General features: G+C 68.4%; 13 protein-coding genes and 1 pseudogene. 5 read left to right on the top strand and 9 right to left on the bottom strand.

The window, feature by feature from the left end; genetic code table 11:
* The first annotated feature begins 786 nt into the window (after positions 1-786).
* Entirely contained in the window at positions 787-987 is a 201-nt protein-coding gene (locus HWX76_RS36050) for a hypothetical protein (protein ID WP_176017091.1), read from the top strand.
* Between the two features lie 486 nt (positions 988-1,473).
* Here HWX76_RS36050 and blaPEN-B read toward each other — a convergent pair whose 3' ends face one another.
* Positions 1,474-2,412, bottom strand: coding sequence for a PEN-B family class A beta-lactamase (blaPEN-B, locus tag HWX76_RS36045; protein WP_124640429.1), 939 nt, complete (start codon positions 2,410-2,412; stop codon positions 1,474-1,476).
* Between the two features lie 136 nt (positions 2,413-2,548).
* On the opposite strand from blaPEN-B, the gene penR reads away from it, so the two are divergent.
* Positions 2,549-3,439 carry a beta-lactamase transcriptional regulator PenR gene (gene penR, locus HWX76_RS36040; protein ID WP_124632007.1) on the top strand — a complete coding sequence of 297 codons (891 nt, stop codon included), beginning with the start codon at positions 2,549-2,551 and terminating at the stop codon, positions 3,437-3,439.
* Positions 3,440-3,922: 483 nt separating this feature from the next.
* Here penR and HWX76_RS36035 read toward each other — a convergent pair whose 3' ends face one another.
* From HWX76_RS36035 to HWX76_RS36025, 3 genes are all read right to left on the bottom strand, one after another.
* The gene (locus tag HWX76_RS36035) at positions 3,923-4,174 is read right to left on the bottom strand and encodes a hypothetical protein (protein ID WP_006482135.1); all 252 of its coding nucleotides are present in this window, start codon (positions 4,172-4,174) and stop codon (positions 3,923-3,925) included.
* 96 nt (positions 4,175-4,270) lie between these two features.
* The gene (locus HWX76_RS36030; protein WP_089489574.1) at positions 4,271-6,493 is read right to left on the bottom strand and encodes an amylo-alpha-1,6-glucosidase; all 2,223 of its coding nucleotides are present in this window, start codon (positions 6,491-6,493) and stop codon (positions 4,271-4,273) included.
* Between the two features lie 155 nt (positions 6,494-6,648).
* Positions 6,649-13,749, bottom strand: coding sequence for an autotransporter-associated beta strand repeat-containing protein (locus HWX76_RS36025; protein WP_244138079.1), 7,101 nt, complete (start codon positions 13,747-13,749; stop codon positions 6,649-6,651).
* Between HWX76_RS36025 and HWX76_RS36990 the strand changes: the two genes are divergently transcribed.
* The gene (locus tag HWX76_RS36990; RefSeq protein ID WP_256975824.1) at positions 13,748-13,876 is read left to right on the top strand and encodes a hypothetical protein; all 129 of its coding nucleotides are present in this window, start codon (positions 13,748-13,750) and stop codon (positions 13,874-13,876) included. The genes HWX76_RS36025 and HWX76_RS36990 overlap by 2 nt on opposite strands.
* Positions 13,877-14,461: 585 nt before the next feature.
* Here the strand turns inward: HWX76_RS36990 and HWX76_RS36020 are convergent.
* Together HWX76_RS36020 and HWX76_RS36015 are read right to left on the bottom strand one after the other, a co-directional pair.
* On the bottom strand, positions 14,462-15,121 hold the full coding sequence (locus HWX76_RS36020) for a YdcF family protein (RefSeq protein ID WP_124631580.1): 660 nt from the start codon (positions 15,119-15,121) through the stop codon (positions 14,462-14,464).
* A gap of 187 nt (positions 15,122-15,308) precedes the next feature.
* Positions 15,309-16,343 carry a rod shape-determining protein gene (locus HWX76_RS36015; RefSeq protein ID WP_050018222.1) on the bottom strand — a complete coding sequence of 345 codons (1,035 nt, stop codon included), beginning with the start codon at positions 16,341-16,343 and terminating at the stop codon, positions 15,309-15,311.
* 271 nt (positions 16,344-16,614) lie between these two features.
* On the opposite strand from HWX76_RS36015, the gene HWX76_RS36010 reads away from it, so the two are divergent.
* A complete protein-coding gene (locus HWX76_RS36010; RefSeq protein WP_176017090.1) occupies positions 16,615-19,026 on the top strand; it encodes a patatin-like phospholipase family protein in 2,412 nt (803 codons plus the stop codon).
* A 111-nt stretch (positions 19,027-19,137) separates the two neighbouring features.
* Here HWX76_RS36010 and HWX76_RS36005 read toward each other — a convergent pair whose 3' ends face one another.
* Entirely contained in the window at positions 19,138-20,268 is a 1,131-nt protein-coding gene (locus tag HWX76_RS36005; protein WP_050018221.1) for an ATP-binding protein, read from the bottom strand.
* A gap of 64 nt (positions 20,269-20,332) precedes the next feature.
* Entirely contained in the window at positions 20,333-21,043 is a 711-nt protein-coding gene (locus tag HWX76_RS36000) for a response regulator (protein WP_006498855.1), read from the bottom strand.
* Between the two features lie 221 nt (positions 21,044-21,264).
* Between HWX76_RS36000 and HWX76_RS35995 the strand changes: the two are divergent.
* A pseudogene (locus HWX76_RS35995) lies at positions 21,265-21,558 on the top strand (glutaminase); the annotation flags it as partial.
* 181 nt (positions 21,559-21,739) lie between these two features.
* On the opposite strand, the gene HWX76_RS35990 reads toward HWX76_RS35995, so the two are convergent.
* The coding region (locus tag HWX76_RS35990; RefSeq protein WP_176017089.1) for an integrase core domain-containing protein at positions 21,740-22,088 on the bottom strand (349 nt) is incomplete at its 5' end.

Here is a 22,088-nt window from a genome sequence, read left to right as displayed (position 1 = left end):
CGGATATACAGCTGCAGCCCGTCTTGTTCTGAATTTCAAGCAAAGCTTCTCGCAAAGGGAGGCGTTCATATACATTACAACGAGAAGCATCCTCATAGCGCGCTGAAATACCGCTCGCCTCGCGAGTTCCGGCGCTCGATGGATTCAGCAATCCTTACTGTAATGCCGCGTCCGGTATGACAGGGGCAACTCCAGCGGGGTTGCATGTCAATTTGTCATGCGGGATGGTGGATCGTGGGGGAATGACCTGAAGCAGCCCGCCCGTTTCGCCGCATCGTCTATCTTGCCCGCCTGACAAGGGTTCGCTGCCACCGTCAAAGTTGTCCACAGAAAATGTTGGCAAGCTTGTGGATATCCTGCGCACCGCGACGCTAAACCCTTGATCCGATGGACTTTGGCACGCGTGATGCAGACGCGGCGCGCGTCATGGCCGTCGCGCACACCGCTTCGCCGCACTTCGCATCACGATGCCACGACGATGCGCTACTTACCCACAGATTGTGTTGGCAAGCTTGTGGATATCCTGCGCAAGCCTGCGCTAACTCGTTGATCGGCCTATGGTTCGTGTCGCGTGTCACCGTTTCGGCAGCGCGCGGGTTCGGCCTGCGCGAACACGGACGCTTCAATGCGATCGCAACGCACCGCCGATGCCTTGACGCCCGCGCCCGTCACGCATCAAGATCACGCAAGCCGCACGCGGCCGCGCATCGCCGGCGACGCGCGTCGGCGCCCCGGGCCGGCCATTGCGTCGGCAACGCATGACGACATTTCAATCCGAGGAAGACCATGGAACACTTCACCGCGTGGCAGTTGCTCGTCTCGCTCGTGCTCGTCGCCATCGTCGTCTATCCGTACGTCCGCATCGTTCGGCGCACCGGACTGTCGGGCTGGTGGATCCTGACGATGTTCGTCCCGGTGCTGAACTTCGTCATGCTGTGGGTGTTCGCGTTCGCGCGCTGGCCCGCCGTCGACGATCGGCAGCCCTGAGCGTTGCGGCCGCAGCCGCACGCGAGCTTGTCCACAGATTGTGTTGGCAAGCATGTGGATAGCCTGCGCATACCGCGACCAAGCGCTTGATCCGAAAGACTTTGTTCGCGCTGCTTCGAAAGCGGCACACGGCCGCGCAAGCGCGGTTGTGTACCGCGTCGGCACGTGACGCGCCGCCTGCCACGCCGGCTACCCTGCTTGTCCACAATTTTTGTTGGCAAGCGTGTGGATAGCCTGCGCATACCGCGGCCAAGCGCTTGATCCGAAAGACATTGTGCGTGCTGCTTCAAACGCGGCACGGTGACGTACGGCACGCCGGACGCCGCCGCGCGCGAGCTTGTCCACAATTTTTGTTGGCAAGCATGTGGATATCCTGAGCATGCGCGACCTAAGTCGTTGATCGCACAACGTTTGAGCGCGCGGGTCACGACTGCGGCACGGCGCGCCCGCGGATCTCGCCACGCGCGCCGTGCCGTGCCGTGCCGCTCAACCGAACGTCTGCGCGACGATTCGCGCGACCGACGCGATCACGTCGTCCTTCGCCCGCGCATCGGCGCGAGCCTGCGTGTAGTACACGGCCAGCACGATCGGCGCGCGCGACGTCGGCCAGATGACGCCCGCGTCGTTCGTCGTCCCGTAGTCGCCGGTGCCGGTCTTGTCGCCGACCGTCCACCCGGCCGGCACGCCCGCACGAATCCGCTTGTCGCCGACCTTGTTGCCGCGCAGCCACGCGACGAGCTGCGCACGCTGCGCGGCCGGCAATGCGTCACCGAGCGTCAGCACGCGCAAGCTGGCAGCCATCGCGGCAGGCGTCGTCGTGTCGCGCGGGTCGCCCGGCAGCGCGGTATTCAGTTCGGTCTCCCATCGATCGAGCCGGAACGTGTCGTCGCCGATCGAGCGCGCGTAGGCGGTCACCGCCGACGGGCCGCCGATCAGCTTCATCAGCAGGTTCGCGGCCGAGTTGTCGCTGTACTGGATCGTGGCCTCGCACAGCGCGGCGACCGTCATGCCCGCGCCGACATGCTTCTCCGACACCGGCGAATAGTTGACGAGGTCGGCCTTCGTATACGTCACGCGCTGTTGCAGCAAGCCCGGACGCTCGACGCTCCGCGCGAGCACCGCCGCGCTCAGCATCGCCTTGAACGTGCTGCAGAACGGGAAGCGCTCGGCCGCGCGATGCTCGATGACCCGGCCGCTCGCCGTGTCGATCGCGCACACGCCGAGACGGCCGCCCGCGTCGCGCTCGAGGTCGGCAAGCGTCGCCGCCGCCGCGGCCGGCGCAATCACATCCGCGGCAGCCGCCGCTGCCGCCGTGGCTTCGTCCGGCGCGGCGGCCTGTCGCGACGCGCACGCGGTGACGGTAAGAACGAGCGGCGCCGTCGCGGCGGCCAGCAACAGGGTTCGACGTTTCGATGAGTAGGTCATGTCGGTTGTCTCATGGTGGAATGGCGGCGCAACGTGGTTGACGCGTTGAAAACGGCCAGCCGCCGAGACAGCACTATCGAGACTTTACGGTTGCCTGACAAGCAACGATAATTGAGCGCTGACAAAAGAAATTCTTATGACGAAGCTCCGCCCTCATCTTCCGCTCAATGCGTTGCGCGCGTTCGAATCGTCGGCGCGCCACCTGAACTTCACGCGCGCCGGCCTCGAGCTGAGCGTGACCCAGGCCGCCGTCAGCCAGCAGGTGCGCTCGCTCGAGGAGCGGCTCGGCTGCACGCTGTTTACACGGCTGCCGCGCGGTCTCGGGCTGACCGACGAGGGCCGCGCGCTGCTGCCGGTGCTGAGCGACGCGTTCAGCCGCATCGAGACGGTGCTCAAGCAGTTCGACGGCGGACGCTTCCACGAGGTGTTGACGCTCGGCGTCGTCGGTACCTTTGCCCTAGGCTGGCTAATGCCGCGGCTGAAGCAGTTCGGCGACACGCACCCGTTCGTCGAGCTGCGGCTGCGGACCAACAACAACGTCGTCGATCTCGCCGGCGAGGGCCTCGATTTCGCGATCCGCTTCGGTGAAGGCAACTGGCCGGCGACGCGCAACGAGCGGCTGCTCGATGCGCCGCTCACCGCGTTGTGCGCGCCGGACATTGCGCGGCGCATCGCGCAGCCGGCCGATCTCGCGAACGAAACGCTGCTGCGCTCGTACCGCACCGACGAGTGGCTCGGCTGGTTCGACGCCGCGCAGCTCGAACCGTGGGCCGTCAACGGTCCCGTGTTCGATTCGTCGCGGCTGATGGTCGAGGCCGCGATGCAGGGCGCGGGCGTGGCACTCGCGCCGGCCTGCATGTTCGCGCGCGAACTGCAGCTCGGCCAGCTCGCGCGGCCGCTCGACATCGACGTGCGCGCGGGCGGCTACTGGCTCACGTCGCTGAAATCGAAACCGCTGACGCCCGCGATGACGCTCTTTCACGACTGGATCGTCGCGGAAGCGGCCGGCACGGCGCCGGCCGGGTAACGCGGCCTCGCTTGTCCACAGAAAGTGTTGGCAAGGATGTGGATATCCTGGGTACCCGGGGCCTAAGCCCTTGATCGCGCACGCATTAGTGTGCCGATACATGGAGCGGGCAGCCTTTGCGTGCGGGCTTCGTGCACGCAGCCCCTGCCGACCGGATCGTCAACCATTGCGACGCAATCGATTGCAAGTTGTCCACAGATTTTGTTGGCAAGCCTGTGGATATCCGTCCAATCGGACGCGTAACATCTTGATACACAAGGGGATTCGATCCACGGACCTTGACCGGTCAATGGTGTGGCACCGGAGTGGTTGTCGAATCGCACGCCATACACGCGCGACGCGCCCGGCCGAGGGCCGGGCGGTTCTCCACAGATTGTGTTGGCAAGCTTGTGGATATCCTGCGTATCGGGCACCTAACTGATTGAGCGCACGGGGTTTTGTGCCGCGTCCACCGAATCGGGCAGCGCGTGCGCCGCCCGTGCATCAGTGACGGTCGAGCCCGCCGCGCAATTCGCTCGCCTTGTCGCGCAGCGCCTCGTAACCCGAACGTGCGTGCTCGGGCAGATCGGGATCGCCGATCAGTGCGCCGAGCGTTTCGATCAGGCTGAACAGGATGCCCTTCGCCGCGCCGACCGCGATGCTCTGCGATTCGATCGACTTGTGCAGGTGGTCGACCGCCGCTTCGAGATTCTCGAGCTTGTGCTCGCCGTCGTCGGGCCGGTTGTCGGTCGTCATCGTCTACCTCCGCCATCGTTCAAGGGTCATGTCACGATTCTATGCCGCTGCGCGCGAACGTGGCGCGACATCGCGCAACGTTCGCGCGACACCGCACTACAGCACCGCGACCACCTGCACGCGGCCCGGCTGCTCCGCCGCGGCGATGACCTGGCCGTCGACGCGGCGGAACGTCAGCGACACGGTTTCGTCGCCGACGCGCAGCGCATCGATCCGCAGCCAGTCGACGCCTTCCGGCAAGGCCGGGCGCTCGACGCGCACCTCGTGGCGCGATGCGTCGATGCTCACGCCGAGGCACGCCTGCAGCATCATGAACGGCGCGCCGGCCGCCCACGCCTGCGGCAGGCAGGCCACCGGATACGCGGTCGGCGGTTCGCCGCGCCGGCGCGGGAACCCGCAGAACAGCTCCGGCAGCCGCATCTCGAAGCTCACCGCCGCCTCGAACAGCGCACGCAGCAGATTCACCGCGGCCGTCTTGTCGCCGTAGCGCGCCAGGCCGCGCGCGATCAGCGCATTGTCGTGCGGCCACACCGAACCGTTGTGATAGGCCATCGGATTGAAGCGCGGCTGGCCGGCCGCCAGCGTGCGGATGCCCCAGCCCGTCTGGAACAGCGCCGAGCCGAGCACGCCGGCGACCGCCGCGCCGCGCTCGGCGTCGGGCAGCCCGAACGCCAGCAGGTGGCCCGCGTTCGACGCGAACACGCGGCACAGCTCGCCATGACCGTCGAGCGCGATCCCGTAGAAATCGCCTTCCGGCATCCAGAACAGCGCATCGACCTGGTCGCGCAGGGTCTTCGCGCGCAACGCGTAGCGCGTCGCGTCGGCCGCATGGCCGCGCCGACGCGAGCACGCCGACATCGCGTCGAGCGCCGCGCACGCATAGGCCTGCACTTCGACGAGCGCGATCGGCCCGTCCGGGAAACGGCCATCCGCGTGGAACACCGAATCGTGGCTGTCCTTCCAGCCCTGGTTCGCGAGGCCGCGTTCCGACGTGCGCTGGTAATCGAGCAGCCCGTACGGGTTGCGGTCGCACTTGTCGATCACCCATTGCGCGGCGCGCTCGAGCGCGGGCCACAGCTCGTCGATCAGCGCATCGTCGCCGGTGCGTTCGAGATAGGCGCCCGCGAGCACGATGAACAGCGGGGTCGTATCGACGCCGCCGTAGTACAGCGCGAACGGCACCTCGCCCGTCGCGGCCATCTCGCTGCGGCGGAACTCGTGCATGATCTTGCCGGGCTCCGCGTCGCGGAACGCGGAGGTCTCGCGCGCCTGATGTTCGGCGAGAAAACGCAGCACGCCGCGCGCGAGCGACGGCTGCAGCCACAGCATCTGCAGCGACGTGATGATCGCGTCGCGGCCGAACGGCGTCGAGAACCACGGAATGCCCGCATACGGGTACGGCCCCGTGTCGAGCTGCGTCGTGAGCAGCCCGAGATCCGCGAGCGAACGATCGAGCCAGGCGTCGAACAGCGGATTGCCGGTGTTCACGCGCGCCATCGACTCGCGCCGTGCGCGCATCTCGCGATGCACGCCGACCAGCGCGGTGCGCAGCGCGACGCGGCCGCATCCGGGCCCTTCGGCCTGCGCGGGCCCGAGCGTCGCATCGACGGTCAGGTAGATCGACACGCACGCCTGCGCGGCGATCGTCAGCGTGTAGTCGGCGCGATCGACCGACAGCGCGTCGGGCGCCGGCGAGAAATGCACGGTCACGTTGCGCTCCACGCTGTCGAGGCCGTCGTAGCGCAGCCGCACCGCGCCCGCGTCGACGCGCGGCGCGCCCACCGTGCCGCGCTTCGGCCGCTGCGTGCCGCGCACTTCGAACATGTCCTTGAAATCGGCCGCGAACGACAGCGACAGCGGCACCTCGGCTTCGCTCGCGCCGTAGTTCGTCAGCGTCAGCGCTTCGTACAGCACGTCGCCCGCCAGCACGCGCGTGCGCTCGATATGGATCACGCCCTCGGGCGTCTCCTTGCCGCCGAGCGGCGGCAGCGGGCGGTTCGTCAGGTGCGCGGTGAACGACGCGTTGTCGGCGCTCGTCGCGCCCGACAGCAGCGACGGCGCGCGGCCGCCGAACGTCAGGCGCCATTTCGACAGCACGCGCATGTCGTCGACGAACAGGCCGTCGTCATGCCCGCCGATGTCGCCGAGCGCATCGCTGACCACGAACGCGTCGCCGGATTTCAGCACGTACTGGTTGTTGCGCGCGAGGACCTGCTGATCGGCTTCGGGCGCGATGAAGGCGGGACCCGACGCGATGGTCGGGGCAATCGGCGCGACTTGCGGCGCCTGCGTCGTCGTGGCTTCGGCGTGATTCGGCATCGATGCTCCTGTGTCGAGGCGCAACGCGCGGCGCGCGTCGCGTGTTTCGCACAGGATAGGCCAGAACGGCGAACGTGCGCAGCGACGAAACGGCCGCGGCGCGAGGCGACGTTGCTTCGTCGCCTCGCGCCGCGTACGGGCACGTCAGTTGCCGGTCAGAATTTCCAGAGGATGTTGCCGAGGATCGCGTTGTCGCGCACGCCGCTGCCGTATTGGCCGCTGTACGTGAGGCCGAGCGTCAGGCGCTTCGTGATGTTCGCGTCGATGCCGGCCTCGAGCACCGCGCTGTCGCGCGCAATCGGCACGCCCGACACCTGGAACGACGTGCCGCCGTTCGCGAACGTGAACGCCGACGACGGCCGCACGTTGCCGAACGCATGCCGCCAGCCGACCGTCCCGCGCGCAGTGAACGTGCCGCTCGCGATCGAGCCGAGCTGCGACGCCGCACGCACGCCGAGCGTCGAGAAGCCGACGTGGGTCGTCTCGCCGCCGGCGCGCAATGCGGCCGCGCCGCCGGTTTCCGTATAGCCGTCGGTATGCAGGTTCACATACGCGAGGCCCGCGAACGGTTCGATCGCGACCGGCCCGACCGGCAGCGCGTAGCCGACTTCGCCGAACACCTGCGCCGAATGCGCGTTGTAGCCGGCCGAATCGTGATCGGAGAAGCCCGCGAAGCCCGGATAGCGGTCGCTGTTGATTCGATACCACGTGTACGACGCGCCGCCGCGCACGCCGAGCGCGCCATACTGCGCGCCGCCGTACAGCGACACGTAGTAGCTGTTCACCGCCGCCGACGAACTCTGGTCGTTGTCGAGCGAGCTGTGCGTGACGCCCGCGGCCAGGCCCGCGCGCCACTTGTCGTTGAGCGCCATGTCGGCGCCGGCGATGAAGCCCGTCATGCTGCGGTTGATCGACGATGCGTTGCCGTCGCCTCCGAGCCGGCTGCGGCCGCCGAACGCCTGCCCCCAGACGACGGGCTGATAGGGCGTCCCGCCGTAGCACCCGGCGCGCGAACCGATCCGGCGTTCCGGCGGCAGCGTCGGATCGGCCACGCCGGCCGTGTTGTCGCCGCACAGCGCGGCGCCGCCCGACGACAGGGCCGCGAGCGGGCCCGATCCGGGCGCGAGGCCCTGACGGACGCGATCGGTCACCGCGTCGCGCACATAGCGGCTGTCGAGCAGCAGCATGCTCTTCAGGCTCGCCTGCAGTTCGCCGCCGAGCAGCCCGTACGCGCGGCGTGCGGTCGGCGCGTCGGTCGTCAGCACCGTGTCGTACAGCGGATTGCCGGCGCCGAGCGCGGCCACCGCGGTCGCGACCGAGCGCTGGTTCGGCGTCGTCGCGACGTCGGGCAGCGCGGTGCCGTTCTGAGCCAGTTGCAGATACACGTGACCCGGATCGTAGCTGAGGGTCGGCGTCAGGAACGCATAGTTCGCGCTCACCTGGGCGAACGCGCCCTGCACGCCCGACGACGCACTGAGGATCGTGTACGTCGTGCCCGGCTGATAGGTGCTCTGGTTCGCGAGCACCTGCACGGTGCCGCCGTTCAGCGTCGCCGTGCCGCTCGCCGCGAGGCTGCCGCTTTGCTGCGGCGTGGCGGCGACCTGGAACGTCGAACCCGGCTGGAACGTGACGTTGCCGCCCACGTTCAACGCCGCGCCCGGTTGCGTGGCGGCCGCCGTCGCGCCGCCCTGCACCACGAGGCCGCCGATCGTGCCGGTGCCCGTCACCGTCGCGCCGTTCTGCACGGTGACGGTCGACTGGCCGAGCGAACCGTTGACGGCAAGCGTGCCCGCGCTGACCGTGGTCGGGCCGCTCAGCGTGCTCGTGCCGGTCAGCGTCAGTTGCCCGCTGCCGGCCTGCGTCAGCGAGCCGGTGCCGGACAGCACGCTCGCGATCGTCACGTTGCCCGATTGATTGACGACCAGCGCACCGTTGTCGACGACGTCGCCGGCCACGCTGCCCGACGTGCCGCCGTTGCCGAGCTGCAGCGTGCCGCCGGCTGCGATCGTGGTGCCGCCCGTGTACGTGTTGCCGCCGGTCAGCACCTGCGTGCCGCTCGCCACCGTCACGCCGCCCGAGCCGCCGATCGCGCCGCCGAACGTGCTGCTGCCGCTGCCGTTCAGCGCCAGCGCGTTCGCACCGAGATTCACGTTCGTGCCGGCCGCGCCCGACAGCCCGCCGATCGTTTGCGCGCCGGTCGCGCCGCTCACGTCGAACGTCGCCCCCGTGCCCGCGAGATTCACCGCGCCGGTCGATGCAAGGCTGCCGCCCGCGCCGAGCGCGAGCGTGCTGCCGCCGTTGATCGTCGTGCCGCCCGTGTACGTGTTCGCGCCCGTCAGCGTCTGCGTGCCCGTGCCAGCAAACGTCACGCCGCCCGTCCCGCCGATCGCGCCGCCGAACGTGTCGTTGCCGCTGCCGTTCAGCGTCAGCGCATTCGCGCCGAGATTCACGTTCGTGCCGGCCGCGCCGATCAGTGCGCCGATCGTCTGCGCGCCCGATGCGCCGCTCACGTCGAACGTCGCGCCCGTGCCCGCGAGATTCACCGCGCCCGTCGACGCGAGGCTGCCGCCCGCGCCGAGCGCCAGCGTGCTGCCGCCGTTGACCGTCGTGCCGCCTGTGTACGTGTTCGCGCCCGTCAGCGTTTGCGTGCCCGTGCCAGCAAACGTCACGCCGCCCGTCCCGCCGATCGCGCCGCCGAACGTACCGTTGCCGCTGCCGTTCAACGTCAGCGCATTCGCGCCGAGATTCACGTTCGTGCCGGCCGCGCCGCTCAGCGTGCCGAGCGTCTGCGCGGCCGTCGCGCCGCTCACGTCGAACGTCGCGCCCGCGCCCGCGAGGTTCAGCGCGCTGCCCGACGCGAGGCTGCCGCCCGCGCCGAGTGCGAGCGTGCTGCCGCCATTGATCGTCGTGCCGCCGGAATACGTGTTCGCACCCGTCAGCGTTTGCGTGCCCGTGCCGGCGACGGTTACACCGCCCGTCCCGCCGATCGTGCCGCCGAACGTACCGTTGGTGCCGCCATTCAGCGTCAGCGCATTCGTGCCGAGGTCGACGTTCGTGCCGGCCGCACCGGTCAGCGTGCCGATCGTCTGCGTGCCGGTCGCGCCGCTCAGATTGAGCGTCGCACCGGCGCTGGCGAGGTCCACCGCGCCGGTCGATGCGAGGCTGCCGCCCGCGCCGACTGCGAGCGTGCCGCCGCCGCCGATCGTCGTGCCGCCCGTATAGGTGTTCGCGCCCGTCAGCGTCTGCGTGCCGCTGCCGGCCAGCGTCAGGCCGCCGGTGCCGCCGATCGCGCCGCCGAACGTGCTGCTGCCGTTGCCGTTCAGCGTCAGCCCGTTGCCGCCGAGGTTCACGTTCGTGCCGGCCGCGCCGGTCAGCGTGCCGAGCGTCTGCGCGGCCGTCGCGCCGCTCAAGTCGAACGTCGCCCCCGCGCCCGCGAGGTCCAGCGTGCTGCCGGACGCAAGGCTGCCGCCCGCGCCGAGCGCCAGCGTGCTGCCGGCGCCGATCGTCGTGCCGCCCGTATAGGTGTTCGCGCCGGTCAGCGTCTGCGTGCCGGTACCCGACAACGCGAGACTGCCGGTGCCGCCGATCACCCCGCCGAACGTGCCACTGGCCGTGCCGCCGAGCGTCAGTGCGTTGCCGCCCAGGTTGACGTTGGTTCCCGCGACGCCCGACAGCGCGCCGAGCGTTTGACCGCCTGTCGCGCCGCTCAGGTCCAGTGCCGCGCCCGCGCCGGCAAGGTTCATCGTGCCGGTCGATGCCAGGCTGCCGCCCGCGCCGAGCGCCAGCGTCCCCGCGTTGATCGTCGTGCCGCCCGTATAGGTGTTCGCGCCAGTCAGCGTCGTGGTCGCCGCCCCGTCCTTCACGAGGCTGCCCGCGCCGGAAATCGCACCGCCCAGCGTGAGGCTGTTGCTGCCCCCCAGCGTCAGCGCGGCGCCCGTGCCGAGATTGACCGCATTGCCGACCGACAACGCGGCGTTCGTATCGAGCGTCGCCGCGCCGCCGACGGTCAGCGCGCCGGAACCGAGCGCGCCGCCGTTGCCGAGCACGAGGCTGCCGCTATTGAGGTTCGTGCCGCCCGAGTAGGTGCTCGCGCCGTTCAGCGTCTGCGTGCCGGTGCCCGACAACGTGAGACTGCCCGTGCCGCCGATCACCCCGCCGAACGTGCCGCTGGCCGTGCCGCCGAGCGTCAGTGCGTTGCCGCCCAGGTTGACGTTCGTTCCCACGCCGCCCGACAGCGCGCCGAGCGTTTGACCGCCTGTCGCACCGCTCAGGTCCAGTGCCGCGCCCGCGCCGGCAAGGTTCATCGTGCCGGTCGATGCCAGGCTGCCGCCCGCGCCGAGCGCCAGCGTCCCCGCGTTGATCGTCGTGCCGCCCGTATAGGTGTTCGCGCCGGTCAGCGTCGTGGTCGCCGCCCCGTCCTTCACGAGGCTGCCCGCGCCGGAAATCGCCCCGCCCAGCGTCAGGCTGTTGCTGCCGCCCAGCGTCAGTGCGGCGCCCGTGCCGAGATTGACCGCGTTGCCGACCGACAACGCGGCATTCGTATCGAGCGTCGCCGCGCCGCCGACGGTCAGCGCGCCGGAACCGAGCGCGCCGCCGTTGCCGAGCACAAGGCTGCCGCTATTGAGGTTCGTGCCGCCCGAGTAGGTGCTCGCGCCGTTCAGCGTCTGCGTGCCGGAGCCGGCCAGCGTCAGGCTGCCGGTGCCGCCGATCGCCCCGCTGAACGTGCCGCTCGCCGTCCCGCCCAGCGTGAGCGCGTTGCCGCCCAGCGTCACGTTCGTCCCGGCGACACCCGACAGCGCCCCGATCGACTGCGCGCCGGTCGCGCCGCTCACGTCGAGCACCGCACCCGCGCCTGCCAGGTTCACGCTGCCGGTTGCCGACAGGCTGCCGCCTCCGCCGATCGCCAGCGTGCCGGCATTGATCGTCGTGCCGCCCGTGTAGGTGTTTGCGGCGGTCAACGTCGTCGTCGCCGCGCCGTCCTTCACCAGACTGCCCGCGCCGGTGATGCCGCCGCTCAGCGTCAGCGCGTTGCTGCCGCCCAGTGTCAGCGCGGAACCGGTAGCGAGGCCGATCGCGTTGTTGACCGACAGGCTCGCGCTCGTATCGAGCGTTGCCGCGCCGCCGACGGTCAACGCACCCGTGCCGAGCGCCGCATTGTTGCCGAGCACCAGCCCGCCTGCATTCAGCGTCGTGCCGCCGGCGTAGGTGTTCGCGCCGGACAGCGTCAAGGTCGCCGCGCCGTTCTTCACGAGACCGCCGCCACCCGCGACCACGCCACCCAGGCCGAGATCGGTGCTGCCGCCAAGCGTCAGCGTGGTGCCCGTCGCGATGTTGACGCCGTTCGCGAGCGACACGTTGGTGGTCGCATCGAGCGTCGACGACCCGTTGACGTTCACCGCGCCGAGGCCGAGCGACGTATTGCTGCCGACGACGAGGTTGCCGCCGTTCAGGTTCGTGCCGCCCGTGTACGTGTTCGCGCCCGTCAGCGATTGCGTGCCGGTACCCGACAGCGTCAAGCTGCCGGACCCGCCGATCGTGCCGGCATAGGTCGCATTGACGCTGCCGCCGAGCGTCAGCGAATTGGCGCCGAGGTCCACGTTCGTGCCGGCCGCGCCGGCCAGCGCACCGATCGTCCGCCCGCCCGCCGCAGTGCTCAGGTCGAACGTTGCGCCCGCACCGGTCAGGTTGACCGTGCCGGTCGCCGACAGACTGCCGGCCCCGCTCAGCGCGAGCGTGCCGCTGTTGATGGTCGTGTCGCCCGTATACGTGTTCGCGCCGGTCAGCGTCGTGGTTGCCGCGCCATTCTTCGTGAGGCCGCCGCTTCCGCTGATCGTGCCGGTCAGCCCGAGATCGTTGCTGCCGCCGAGCGTCAGCGTCGAGCCGGTCGCGAGATTGACCGTGTTGGCGAGCGTCACGTTCGTGCTCGTGTCGAGCGACGCCGACGCGTTGACGTTCAGCACGCCGGTGCCGAGCGCCGAATTGTTGCCGACCACCAGGCCGCCGGCGTTCAGGTTCGTGCCGCCCGTGTAGCTGTTCGCGCCGGACAGCGTCAGCGTGCCGCCGTCGTTCTTCGTCAGCGCGCCGCCACCCGACACCGTGCCGGACAGCGTCAGCCCGGTCGCGCCCTGCACCGTCAGGCCGCCCACGCCGAGGTCCACGTTGTTGCTGACGTTGAGCCCGGCCGTACCTGCCTGCAGTGCGCCGCCGGTGGCCGTGATGGTGCCGGTGCCGAGCGACGCGTTGTCGTTGATGATCGCGGTGCCGCCCGCCAGCGTCGCGTCCTGCGCAGTGGATGCGCCGTTGATCGTCCAGTTGCCGCTCGTGACGTCGAGGTGATTGAAGTTGATGTAGTTGTTGACCGCGATCGTGCCGTTCGCCGCGACGCCCTGCTGCAGGTTGAGCGTATTGTTGCCGCCCGCGCCGCCGTCGACGACGCCGGTTGCCGCCACGCCGAGCGTGACCGGGCCGACCGTGATGTTGAACGCGCCGCCGGTGCCGCCGGCCGTATTGACCGACGAGCCCGTCACGGCATTGAACGTATTCGTGCTGTTCGCCCCCATCGACACGCCGCCGTTGATCGTGCCCGAGTTGGTGAACGTATTGCCCTGTCCCGGTGTGCCGCTCGAACCCAGCGACACGCGACCGGTGATCGTCCCGCTGTTCGTCATGTTGACCGTGCCGCCGCCGTACGCGGCGACCACCGGCGCATCGGCGCCGACGAGGGTCGCGCCGACCAGCGGGGAGGAGCCGATCGTACCCGTGTTCGTAATCGTCGACGTGCCGCCCGTGCCGTTTTGAACCGACAGCGCCATGCCCGTCACGCCGCTGATCGCCACGCCGGTCGAGCCCATCATCGTGCCGTTGTTGGTCACGGTGGTGCTGCTCGCCGCCGCGTTGCCGATCACCGTACCGCTCGACAGCACGCCGAGCCCGGAGCCGAGCGCCGACGGGTCGATCGTGCCGTTGTTGGTCAGCGTGACGTTACTGCCGGTCAACGACATCGCCGTGCCGCCGACACCGAGCAGCACGCCGACGCTGGCGCCGGGATTGACCGTCGCGTTCACGTTGTTGGCGCTGTTCGAATAACTGGGCGCCAGCGGATTCGCGACGCCGGAACAGGTCACCGTGGTGCCCGCCGTGCTGCAGGTCGCATAGGCGGGGACGATGCCCGCGCCCGACAGCGCCAGAAACACGCCGGTGGGCAACAGCAGTCTCGGAAACGGCTCACTCGCTTTTTTCGGACGGACAGGGTTCATGCTTTCCCTCTTTATTGATTTCGGCTTTGGTATTGGTATTGCGGCCGCAACGGCCGGCACGCAGCAGAAAATCGCGGATAAAAGCGTCCTCCCCGGCAATCGCGATGCGCTGTCGGTTTATTCGTGATGAGTTTTTTGATCGGCCCGGGAATGCAGCTGCGGAACTAGTCGAATGACATGATGGCGGCCCCTGGTTTCTGAAGCGACTTTCTGGTTGATTTGATTACTACGCGCTTTCGTCAGACTAGGCTATATCAAAGTCAAACCGTTTTCCAGTCGATATTTTCCCATCGGATCAACGGCCGACGATTATGTAGTTTTTTTACTTTCTGACAGACGAGCAGGAATAACACGCGACACACTCTTCACCGACTTTCCTTGATTTTTCGCAAAGACAACGGTTGTGCCGCATCGGTGGAAACACCGATATATCGCCCTGATTCAATACACGTGGATTTTTGCAGTGCAATATTTTCACCGCGATGAATGATCCATTTAGATAACCAACATCCGCTTAATAAATCGATCGGAGCTGGATTATGGAACTGTCGGCGAAATTGTTTTGATTTTCAGCCTCGCAAGGCATCTGAAACGCGAATCGTTATTATTTATTCGGTGCCTGTGACACTCGCGCGGCCGGCGCGAGACGACAGGAAACCGGAGTAACGACGAAACCGCCCGCACCGGTAGCGCGCGCTTCCGGGCCGCCCCGTCACGAAAACAGGCTCATCAGATAAAGCATCGGTCGAAACGACACCGGCCGCGCATCGGGATTGATCCACAACCGCACCGCATACACCGCGTAGGCCGGCACCTCGCGCCAGCTCGAATAGACGTCGCGCCACTGGAAGCGGCGCGGATACGCGGCGGAGATGTTCGACCGCGCAATGCCGACGCGCTCGAACGCGAGGCGCGCCCGCGCGAGGTGGTAATACTGGCTGACGATCAGCACGCGCGACAGGCGATGTGCGCGCAGGTAGGCCAGCGTGTGCTGCGCGGTCGCGAGCGTGTTGTCACCCTGGTCGTCGACGGCGATCCGGTCCGCCGGCACGCCGCACGCGACGAGGTAGTCGCGCATGGCCGTCGCCTCGTTCAGCCCGGGGCCGTCGATCGCGCCGCTGACCAGAAACGCCGGGCACTGCCCCGCGCGGTAACAACGCACGCCGACATCGAGCCGGGCCGCGAGCACGGGCTTCGGCGCGCCGGTTGCGTCGAGCGCGTTGCCGAAGATCACGGCGACGTCCGCCGGGTCGCTCGGCATCCGCATGCCATGGACGACGATCGCGGCCGCCGCAGCGCCCCAGACGCACGCGACGACGGCCAGCACGCGGCCGGCCCGGGCCGCGAAGCCCCGTTTGGTTCGATATTTCAAGGTATTCGGTCTCTCAGGTGTCGTCGGGCGCGTCGGCCGGCCCGGCCCCGAACGGGCGCGTCACGCTAGCACGGCGCGCCCGCGCCTGTCCATGCGATGGACCGATGCCGGCCGAGCAGGCCGGCCATTGGGAGATCGAAAGAATGTGAAGGCGTGCGCCGGGCCGCGGCCGGCAGCACCGCCCGGCTCAATCGGCCGGGCACATCGCGAGCCGCCCCATCGCCTCGCCGGCGCCGCGCACCGCGCAGGTGGCCGGCTCGTCGGCGATCCGCGCGACCAGCCCGGTCTCGTCGTACAGCAGGCGTTCGAGATCGGCGAGCAAAGCGCCGCCGCCGGTCAGCACCACGCCGCGATTCGCGATGTCGGTCACGAGTTCGGCCGGCGCGTTTTCCAGCACCGACTTCACCGCGCCGATCACCTGCTTGAGCGGCGCGGCCAGTGCGTCCGCGACGTCGTGATTGGACAGCTCGACCGAGCGCGGCAGGCCGTCGCCGATGCTGCGGCCGACGGCGCGGGTCGACGTGCGCGGCACCGCGCTGGTGGCCGAGCCGATCGTCTTCTTCACGTGCTCGGCCGTCTGTTCGCCGAGCAGCACGCCGTACAGGTTGCGGACGTGGTTGACGATCGCCGCGTCGAACTGGCTGCCGCCGACGCGGATCGCCTCGCGGTAGACGATGCCGCCGAGCGCGACGACCGCGACTTCGGTCGTGCCGCCGCCGATGTCGATGACCATCGAGCCGACCGGCTCGGTCACCGGCAAACCCGCGCCGAGCGCGGCCGCCAGCGATTCCTCGATCAGTTCGACCTCCGATACGCCGGCCGCGAACGCGGCCTCGCGGATCGCGCGGCGCTCGACGGCCGTCGCGTCGGACGGCACGCACAACGTGACCTCGACCCGGCGGCTGAAGCGCGAGCGGGTGCGCGACATGTCGATGAAGCTGCGGATCATCTGCTCGGCGGCGTGCGCGTCCGCGATCACGCCGTGCCGCATCGGCCGCACGGCTTCGAGATGCCCCGGTTCGCGGCCGAGCAGCGCCTTCGCGAGCTCGCCGACGGCCTCGAGCGTCGGCCGCGCGTCGCTCGCGCCGCCCTTGCGGAAGCAGACGACCGACGGCTGGTTCAGCACCACGCCGCGTTCGTGCGTATAGATCCGCGTACTCGCCGTTCCCGGGTCGATCGCAACGGGTTGCGCAAACAACTTTCCGAACAGCGGTGTCGACATATCAAACCTTTGTGAGGGAACGGGCCGGGACAGCCGCGCCGCACATTTTGCCGCGCGTCCATGCCGCCCCATCACGAGCTTAGCGGCAAATCGTTCCGATACTTTAGGCAATTCCGATGATTTTTTCGCGACGGAATGACCGGATGGGGCGTTTCGGGCACGTCCGGCCACGCAACGGCCGCTCGCGTCGGGCCTGTAAAACACGGTAATCTCTCGGTCTTGCCTGCTCCCGGCAGGCCTCAGACGCACGATCACGCCAGGTATGTTCACCATGACAGCGACCGTTTCCTTCCGCTGGGCGCCGGTGCGCCCGCTCTGCACGACGCTCGTTGCCTTCTGGTGCTGCACGGTCGCCGCGCAACCGCTGCCGGCCGCCGGACCCGCCGCCGCCCAGACCGCGGCCGCTGCCGTCAACGCGCCGGCTGCGCCCGCGCCCGCCGCACCCGCTGCGGCGGCGCACACCTGCGCGGCCGACGGCGGCCCGGCCGGCCGGCCGTCGATCGGCCTCGTGCTGTCCGGCGGGGGCGCGCGCGGCTACGCACACCTCGGTGTCCTGAAAGTACTGGAGGACAACCGGATTCCGATCGACTGCATCGCGGGCACCAGCATGGGCGCCGTGGTCGGCGGCCTGTACGCGAGCGGGATGGCGGCCGACGAGATGCAGAAGCGGCTGTCGGAGGTCAACCTGGCGGATATCGCGTTCGACGTGACGGAGCGCGCGGACCTGCCGCAAACCAGCCGCGAAGACGAACGCCTGTACATCAACGGGCTGACGCTCGGCTTCGGCAAGAAAGGCGTCAAGGCGCCGGTCGGCCTCGTACAGGGCAACCGGCTGCAGGCGCTGCTCGCGAACTGGACGGCCGCCGTGCCGACCAACCAGCCGTTCGACCAGCTGCCGATCCCGTACCGCGCGGTCGCGACCGACCTGCAGACGGGCCAGATGGTCGTGCTCGACCACGGCTCGCTGCCGCTCGCGATTCGCGCGAGCATGGCGATGCCGGGCCTGTTCGCGCCGGCCGAGATCAACGGGCGCGCGCTCGTGGACGGCGGGCTCGTCAGCAACCTGCCCGTCGACACCGCGCGGCAGATGGGCGCAAGCGTCGTGATCGCCGTCGACATCGGCTCGCAACTGCGCCCGCTCGACGCGCTCGCGTCGCCGGCCGACGTGATGCAGCAGATGGTCGGCATCCTGATCCGCCAGAACGTGACCGCGCAGCGCAAGCAGCTCGACGCGCAGGACGTGCTGCTCACGCCGGACCTCGGCGCGCTCGCGTTCACCGATTTCCAGAACGCGAAGCAGGCGATCGCCGCCGGCGAGATCGCCGCGACCGCGGCGCTGCCGAAGCTGCGGCGCTTCGCGCTCACGCCGGAACAGTACGCGGCCTACCGGTCCGCGCACGCGCAGCCGCTGCCGCCGCCGATCCGCATCACGCGCATCGACATCAAGACCAGCGGCGGCGTGCCGAAGCGCGTCGTCAGCAACGCGCTGCACGTGAAACCCGGCGACATCTACGATCCGAAGACCGTCAGCCAGGATCTGCTCGGACTCACGACGGGCGGCAACTTCGAGAGCGTCACGCAGCAGATCGTGAGCCGCGGCGACGACAACGTGCTCGAGATCGACGCGCGCGAGAAGTACTGGGGGCCCAACTTCCTGCTGTTCGGGCTCGGCATGTCGAGCAGTTCGACCGACGAGGGCGGCTTCCGCCTGCACGTCGGCTACCGGCGGCCGTGGCTCACGGAGTCGGGGCTGGAATTCCGCGCGGACACGACGATCGGCAGCGACCTGCAGTCGGCGCGCGTCGAATTGCGCCAGCCGCTGTCGACCGCGTACGGCGTGTACCTGTCGCCGTACGCGGAATACCAACGTCGCTACGCGAACCTGTACGACGACTCCGGCGACGTGAAGATCACGCAGTACCTGATGCAGACGGCGCGCGCCGGGATCGACCTCGGCCTGCCGATCGCGCGGCTCGGCGATTTCCGCGTCGGCCTCGGTTACGTGACCGGGCACGGCTCGCCGACCTACAACCTGCCGTTCGACGACGGCAGCGGCCAGAGCCTGCTGTGGCCGAGCTTCACGTCGCAGGCGCTGATCGCGCGGGCGCGGCTCGTCATCGATCAGCTCGACGATCCGATGTTCCCGCGCAAGGGTTATTTCGGCGAACTGCGGGTCGACCGCTCGCTGGTGTCGCGCAACGGCGGCTCGGCGCAGGAATTCGCCGACGGGATCAGCAACGCGCCCTATACCGAGATCTACGGCAAGGCGATGATCGCGCAGCAGTTCGGCCGGCACAGCGTCAGTGCGACGATCGAAGGCGGCAAGAGCATCGGCGGCACCAACCTGATCAACGCGTTCAACTTCACGCTCGGCGGCTTCCAGCATCTGTCCGCCTATGCGGCCGATCAGCTGAACGGCAACGAACTCGCGTACGGACAGATCACGTACATGAACCAGTTGATGACGTTCAACGCGTCGCCGATCAAGGCGCTGTCGGTGGGCGCCAGCGCGGAAGTCGGCAACGTGTGGTCGAGCGGCCAGCAGATCGGCGGCGGCGCGCTCAAGCAGAGCTATACGTTCTTCACGAGCCTGTCGACCGCGTTCGGGCCCGTCTATATCGGCGTGGCGCTCGCGCCGGGCGGCCGACGCAACTTCTACCTGCAGCTCGGCCGCACCTACTGAGCCTGCGCGGATGCCGCTTCGGCGGCGTCCGTGGCGGCGTCGCGCCCTGCGCGCTCGCCGGCAGCCTGCGCCTTCACGATTACCGCGTGCCGAGCATCGCGCGACGTCGCGCTAGACCGGCCAGCTGATCTCGAACCGCGCGCCGCCGAGCTCGACCGGATCGACGACCGCGATCCGGCCGTTGTGCGCGTGGAGCACCTGCCGCGTGATCGACAGGCCGAGCCCGTAGCCGCCGGTGCGACGGTCGAGACGCACGAACGCGTCGAAGATCCGTTCGCGCTCGCTTTCGGGCACGCCCGGGCCGTCGTCCTCGACGAAGATCCCGATGTTGCCGTGCACGAGCGCGATCCCGACGACGATCCGCGCGTTCGCGTACTTGCTCGCGTTGCGCAGCAGGTTGCGCATCGCATACGACATCAGCCGCCGGTCCATCTTCACGCGCAGATCCGATCCGATCGCGACGCGGGCCTCGATCGTACGGTCCGGATACAGCAGTTGCGCGTCGTTCACCTGGTGCTCGAACCACGCGACCGGCGCGGTCATCTCGAGGTTCGACTGCAGCGAGCTGTATTCGAGCCGCGCGTACGTCAAGCTCATGTCGATCAGCTCCTCGAGCTCGGTCACGTCCTGCGCGATGCTCTCGAGCGCACCCTGGTATTCGGCCGCCGAACCGGGTTCGCGCAGCATTTCGAGTGCAAAGCGCACGCGCGCGAGCGGCGTGCGCAGTTCATGCGAGATCCCGTTCGTCAGATCGCGCTGCGCGGCGATCAGCCGCTCCATGCGCATCGCGAGCGCATTCAGCGTGCGCGCGAGCGGGCCGATGATCACGCTGTGCGATTCGCGGGCGCGCGTGTTGAAACGCCCGCCGGTGAAGTCGATCGCACGCTCGCGCACCATCACGAGATCCGACCAGACCGGCCGCATCCACCGGTACGCGGCGAGCGCGGGCGCGGTGAACACGAACGCCAGCACGATCCAGATGTCGCCCGGCAACGCGTCGAACGCGTGCCACACGACCTGCGGCGACAACACGACGCACAGCGCGAGCGCGGGCACCAGCGCGGTGAGCAATACGAGGCCGAGCAGATGCAGGTAGGTGCGCACGTACAGGCGCGACCAGCTCGGAATGCGGTCGGCGCGCGTGTCGGTCCACGCGCGGCGGAAATGCAGCCAGCGCCATTTGACGTAGCGCAGCGTCGGCAACGGCGGTGCATCGGGGTGCGAACGGGTTCGTCGAATCATCGCGGCTCCCGGCCGGCGGGCGGAATGCCCGCGCGGAACGTGACGGCGTCGCGCGAGCGCGGCGTCATTCCCACGCGTGCTTGCTGAATTGATAACCCTTGCTGCGGATCGTCTTGATCCGCTGCGGGTTGCTCGCGTCATCGCGCAGCTTGCGGCGCAGCTTCGAGATGCGCCCGTCGATCGTGCGGTCGAGGCCGTCGAATTCGACGCCGCGCAACTGCAGCATCAGATCGTCGCGGCTGACGACTTCGCCCGCATGACACACGAGCGCCCACAGCAGGTCGAATTCGGCCGACGTCAGATCGGGCGTGCTGCCGTCGGGCAGCACGACGGTGCGGTCGGTGCGGTCGATCGAGAACTTGCCGAACGCGTAGCGCTCCGGCTGCGGCGCGGTGCTCTCGGCCGCGCGCGCGGGCGCGCGGCGCAGTTGTGCCTTGATCCGCGCGAGCAGGATGCGCGGCTCGACCGGCTTGTGCACGTAGTCGTCCGCGCCGAATTCGAGGCCGAGCAGCTCGTCGAAGGGCTCGTCGCGCGCCGTCACCATGATGATCACGCCGTCGTACTGCTTGCGCGCCTCGCGGCAGATTTCGAAGCCGTCCTTGCCCGGCAGGTTCACGTCGAGAATGACGAGATCGGGACGAATGGACAGGATCGCCGGCACCGCGGCGTCACCATGCAGCACGGTGTCGACTTCATAGTCGTTCTTGCGCAGGTAGCCGGCGATCAGCGTGGACAAGCGGGTGTCGTCTTCGACGAGCAGGATGCGAAAAGACATGGGCGGCGGTCGGATCATCGAGGAAGCCGCGGGGGGCGCCGGCGGGTGCCGGACGCCGGCCCTCGGCCGAAACGTACCGCATGATACTGCGCCCGCCGCTCACCTGTTTGGCGGTCTTGAAAATAAGGGCGGGATTCCGGCCGCGCTTGACGAATCGACGCCGGGACGGTTCCATACGGGCTCGCCGGAATCCCGGCTCTGCTTCTACCCTGCCTGACGTGATGAATTACCAGACGATTCTTGAACGCATCCACACCGAACTCGCCCCCTGGATCGGCCAGGGCCGGGTCGCCGACTACATTCCCGAACTCGCGAAAGTGCCCGCCGACAAGTTCGGGATGGCCGTCGTGACGCTCGACGGAAACGTTTACACGGTCGGCGATGCGCACGAGCGCTTCTCGATCCAGAGCATCTCGAAGCTGTTCGCGTGCACGCTCGCGTTTCAACTGCTGGGCGACGAGCTGTGGGAACGGGTCGGCCGCGAGCCGTCCGGCACCGCGTTCAATTCGCTGGTCTTAAGATGACCGGCATCATCACTGTAAATAACAAGCGACTGATCTCCAACTAACAGGCAAGACCGACTGTTGTCAATGTTTTTCGAGCGTACTAGGATCGTTGACATATTGGGCACCAGATGCAATGTGTCAATAAGTACCCGGTAATCCCCCCGTTTTCCACGGGGTTCAGAAGTAGAAACTAAGCGGCCATGGCTAGCCGCTGCTTCGGCGTAAATCCGCCCAGGGCCATGTTCGGGCGGTCGTGATTGTAAGTCCACATCCAGTCGGTCGCGAAGCGCTGCACATGGTCCGAGTCTTCCCAGTGGTACTGCGACAGCCATTCGTATCGCACGGTCCGGTTGAATCGCTCGACATACGCATTCTGCTGAGGCTTCCCCGGCTGGATGTAGTCGAGCTTGATGTCGTACTGCCGGGCCCATTCGGTGATCGCTGCACTTAGGTACTCGGGGCCGTTGTCACACCGAATCGCTTTCGGCCTGCCACGCCAACCGATGATCTGCCGTAGCGCACGGATCACCCGCTCCGAC

This window comes from Burkholderia sp. BCC0398 (genome assembly GCF_902833245.1).
Lineage (GTDB): Bacteria > Pseudomonadota > Gammaproteobacteria > Burkholderiales > Burkholderiaceae > Burkholderia > Burkholderia sola.
The sequence above is the reverse complement of the archived record's forward strand: the minus strand, read 5'-3'. Positions and strand labels throughout refer to the sequence as shown.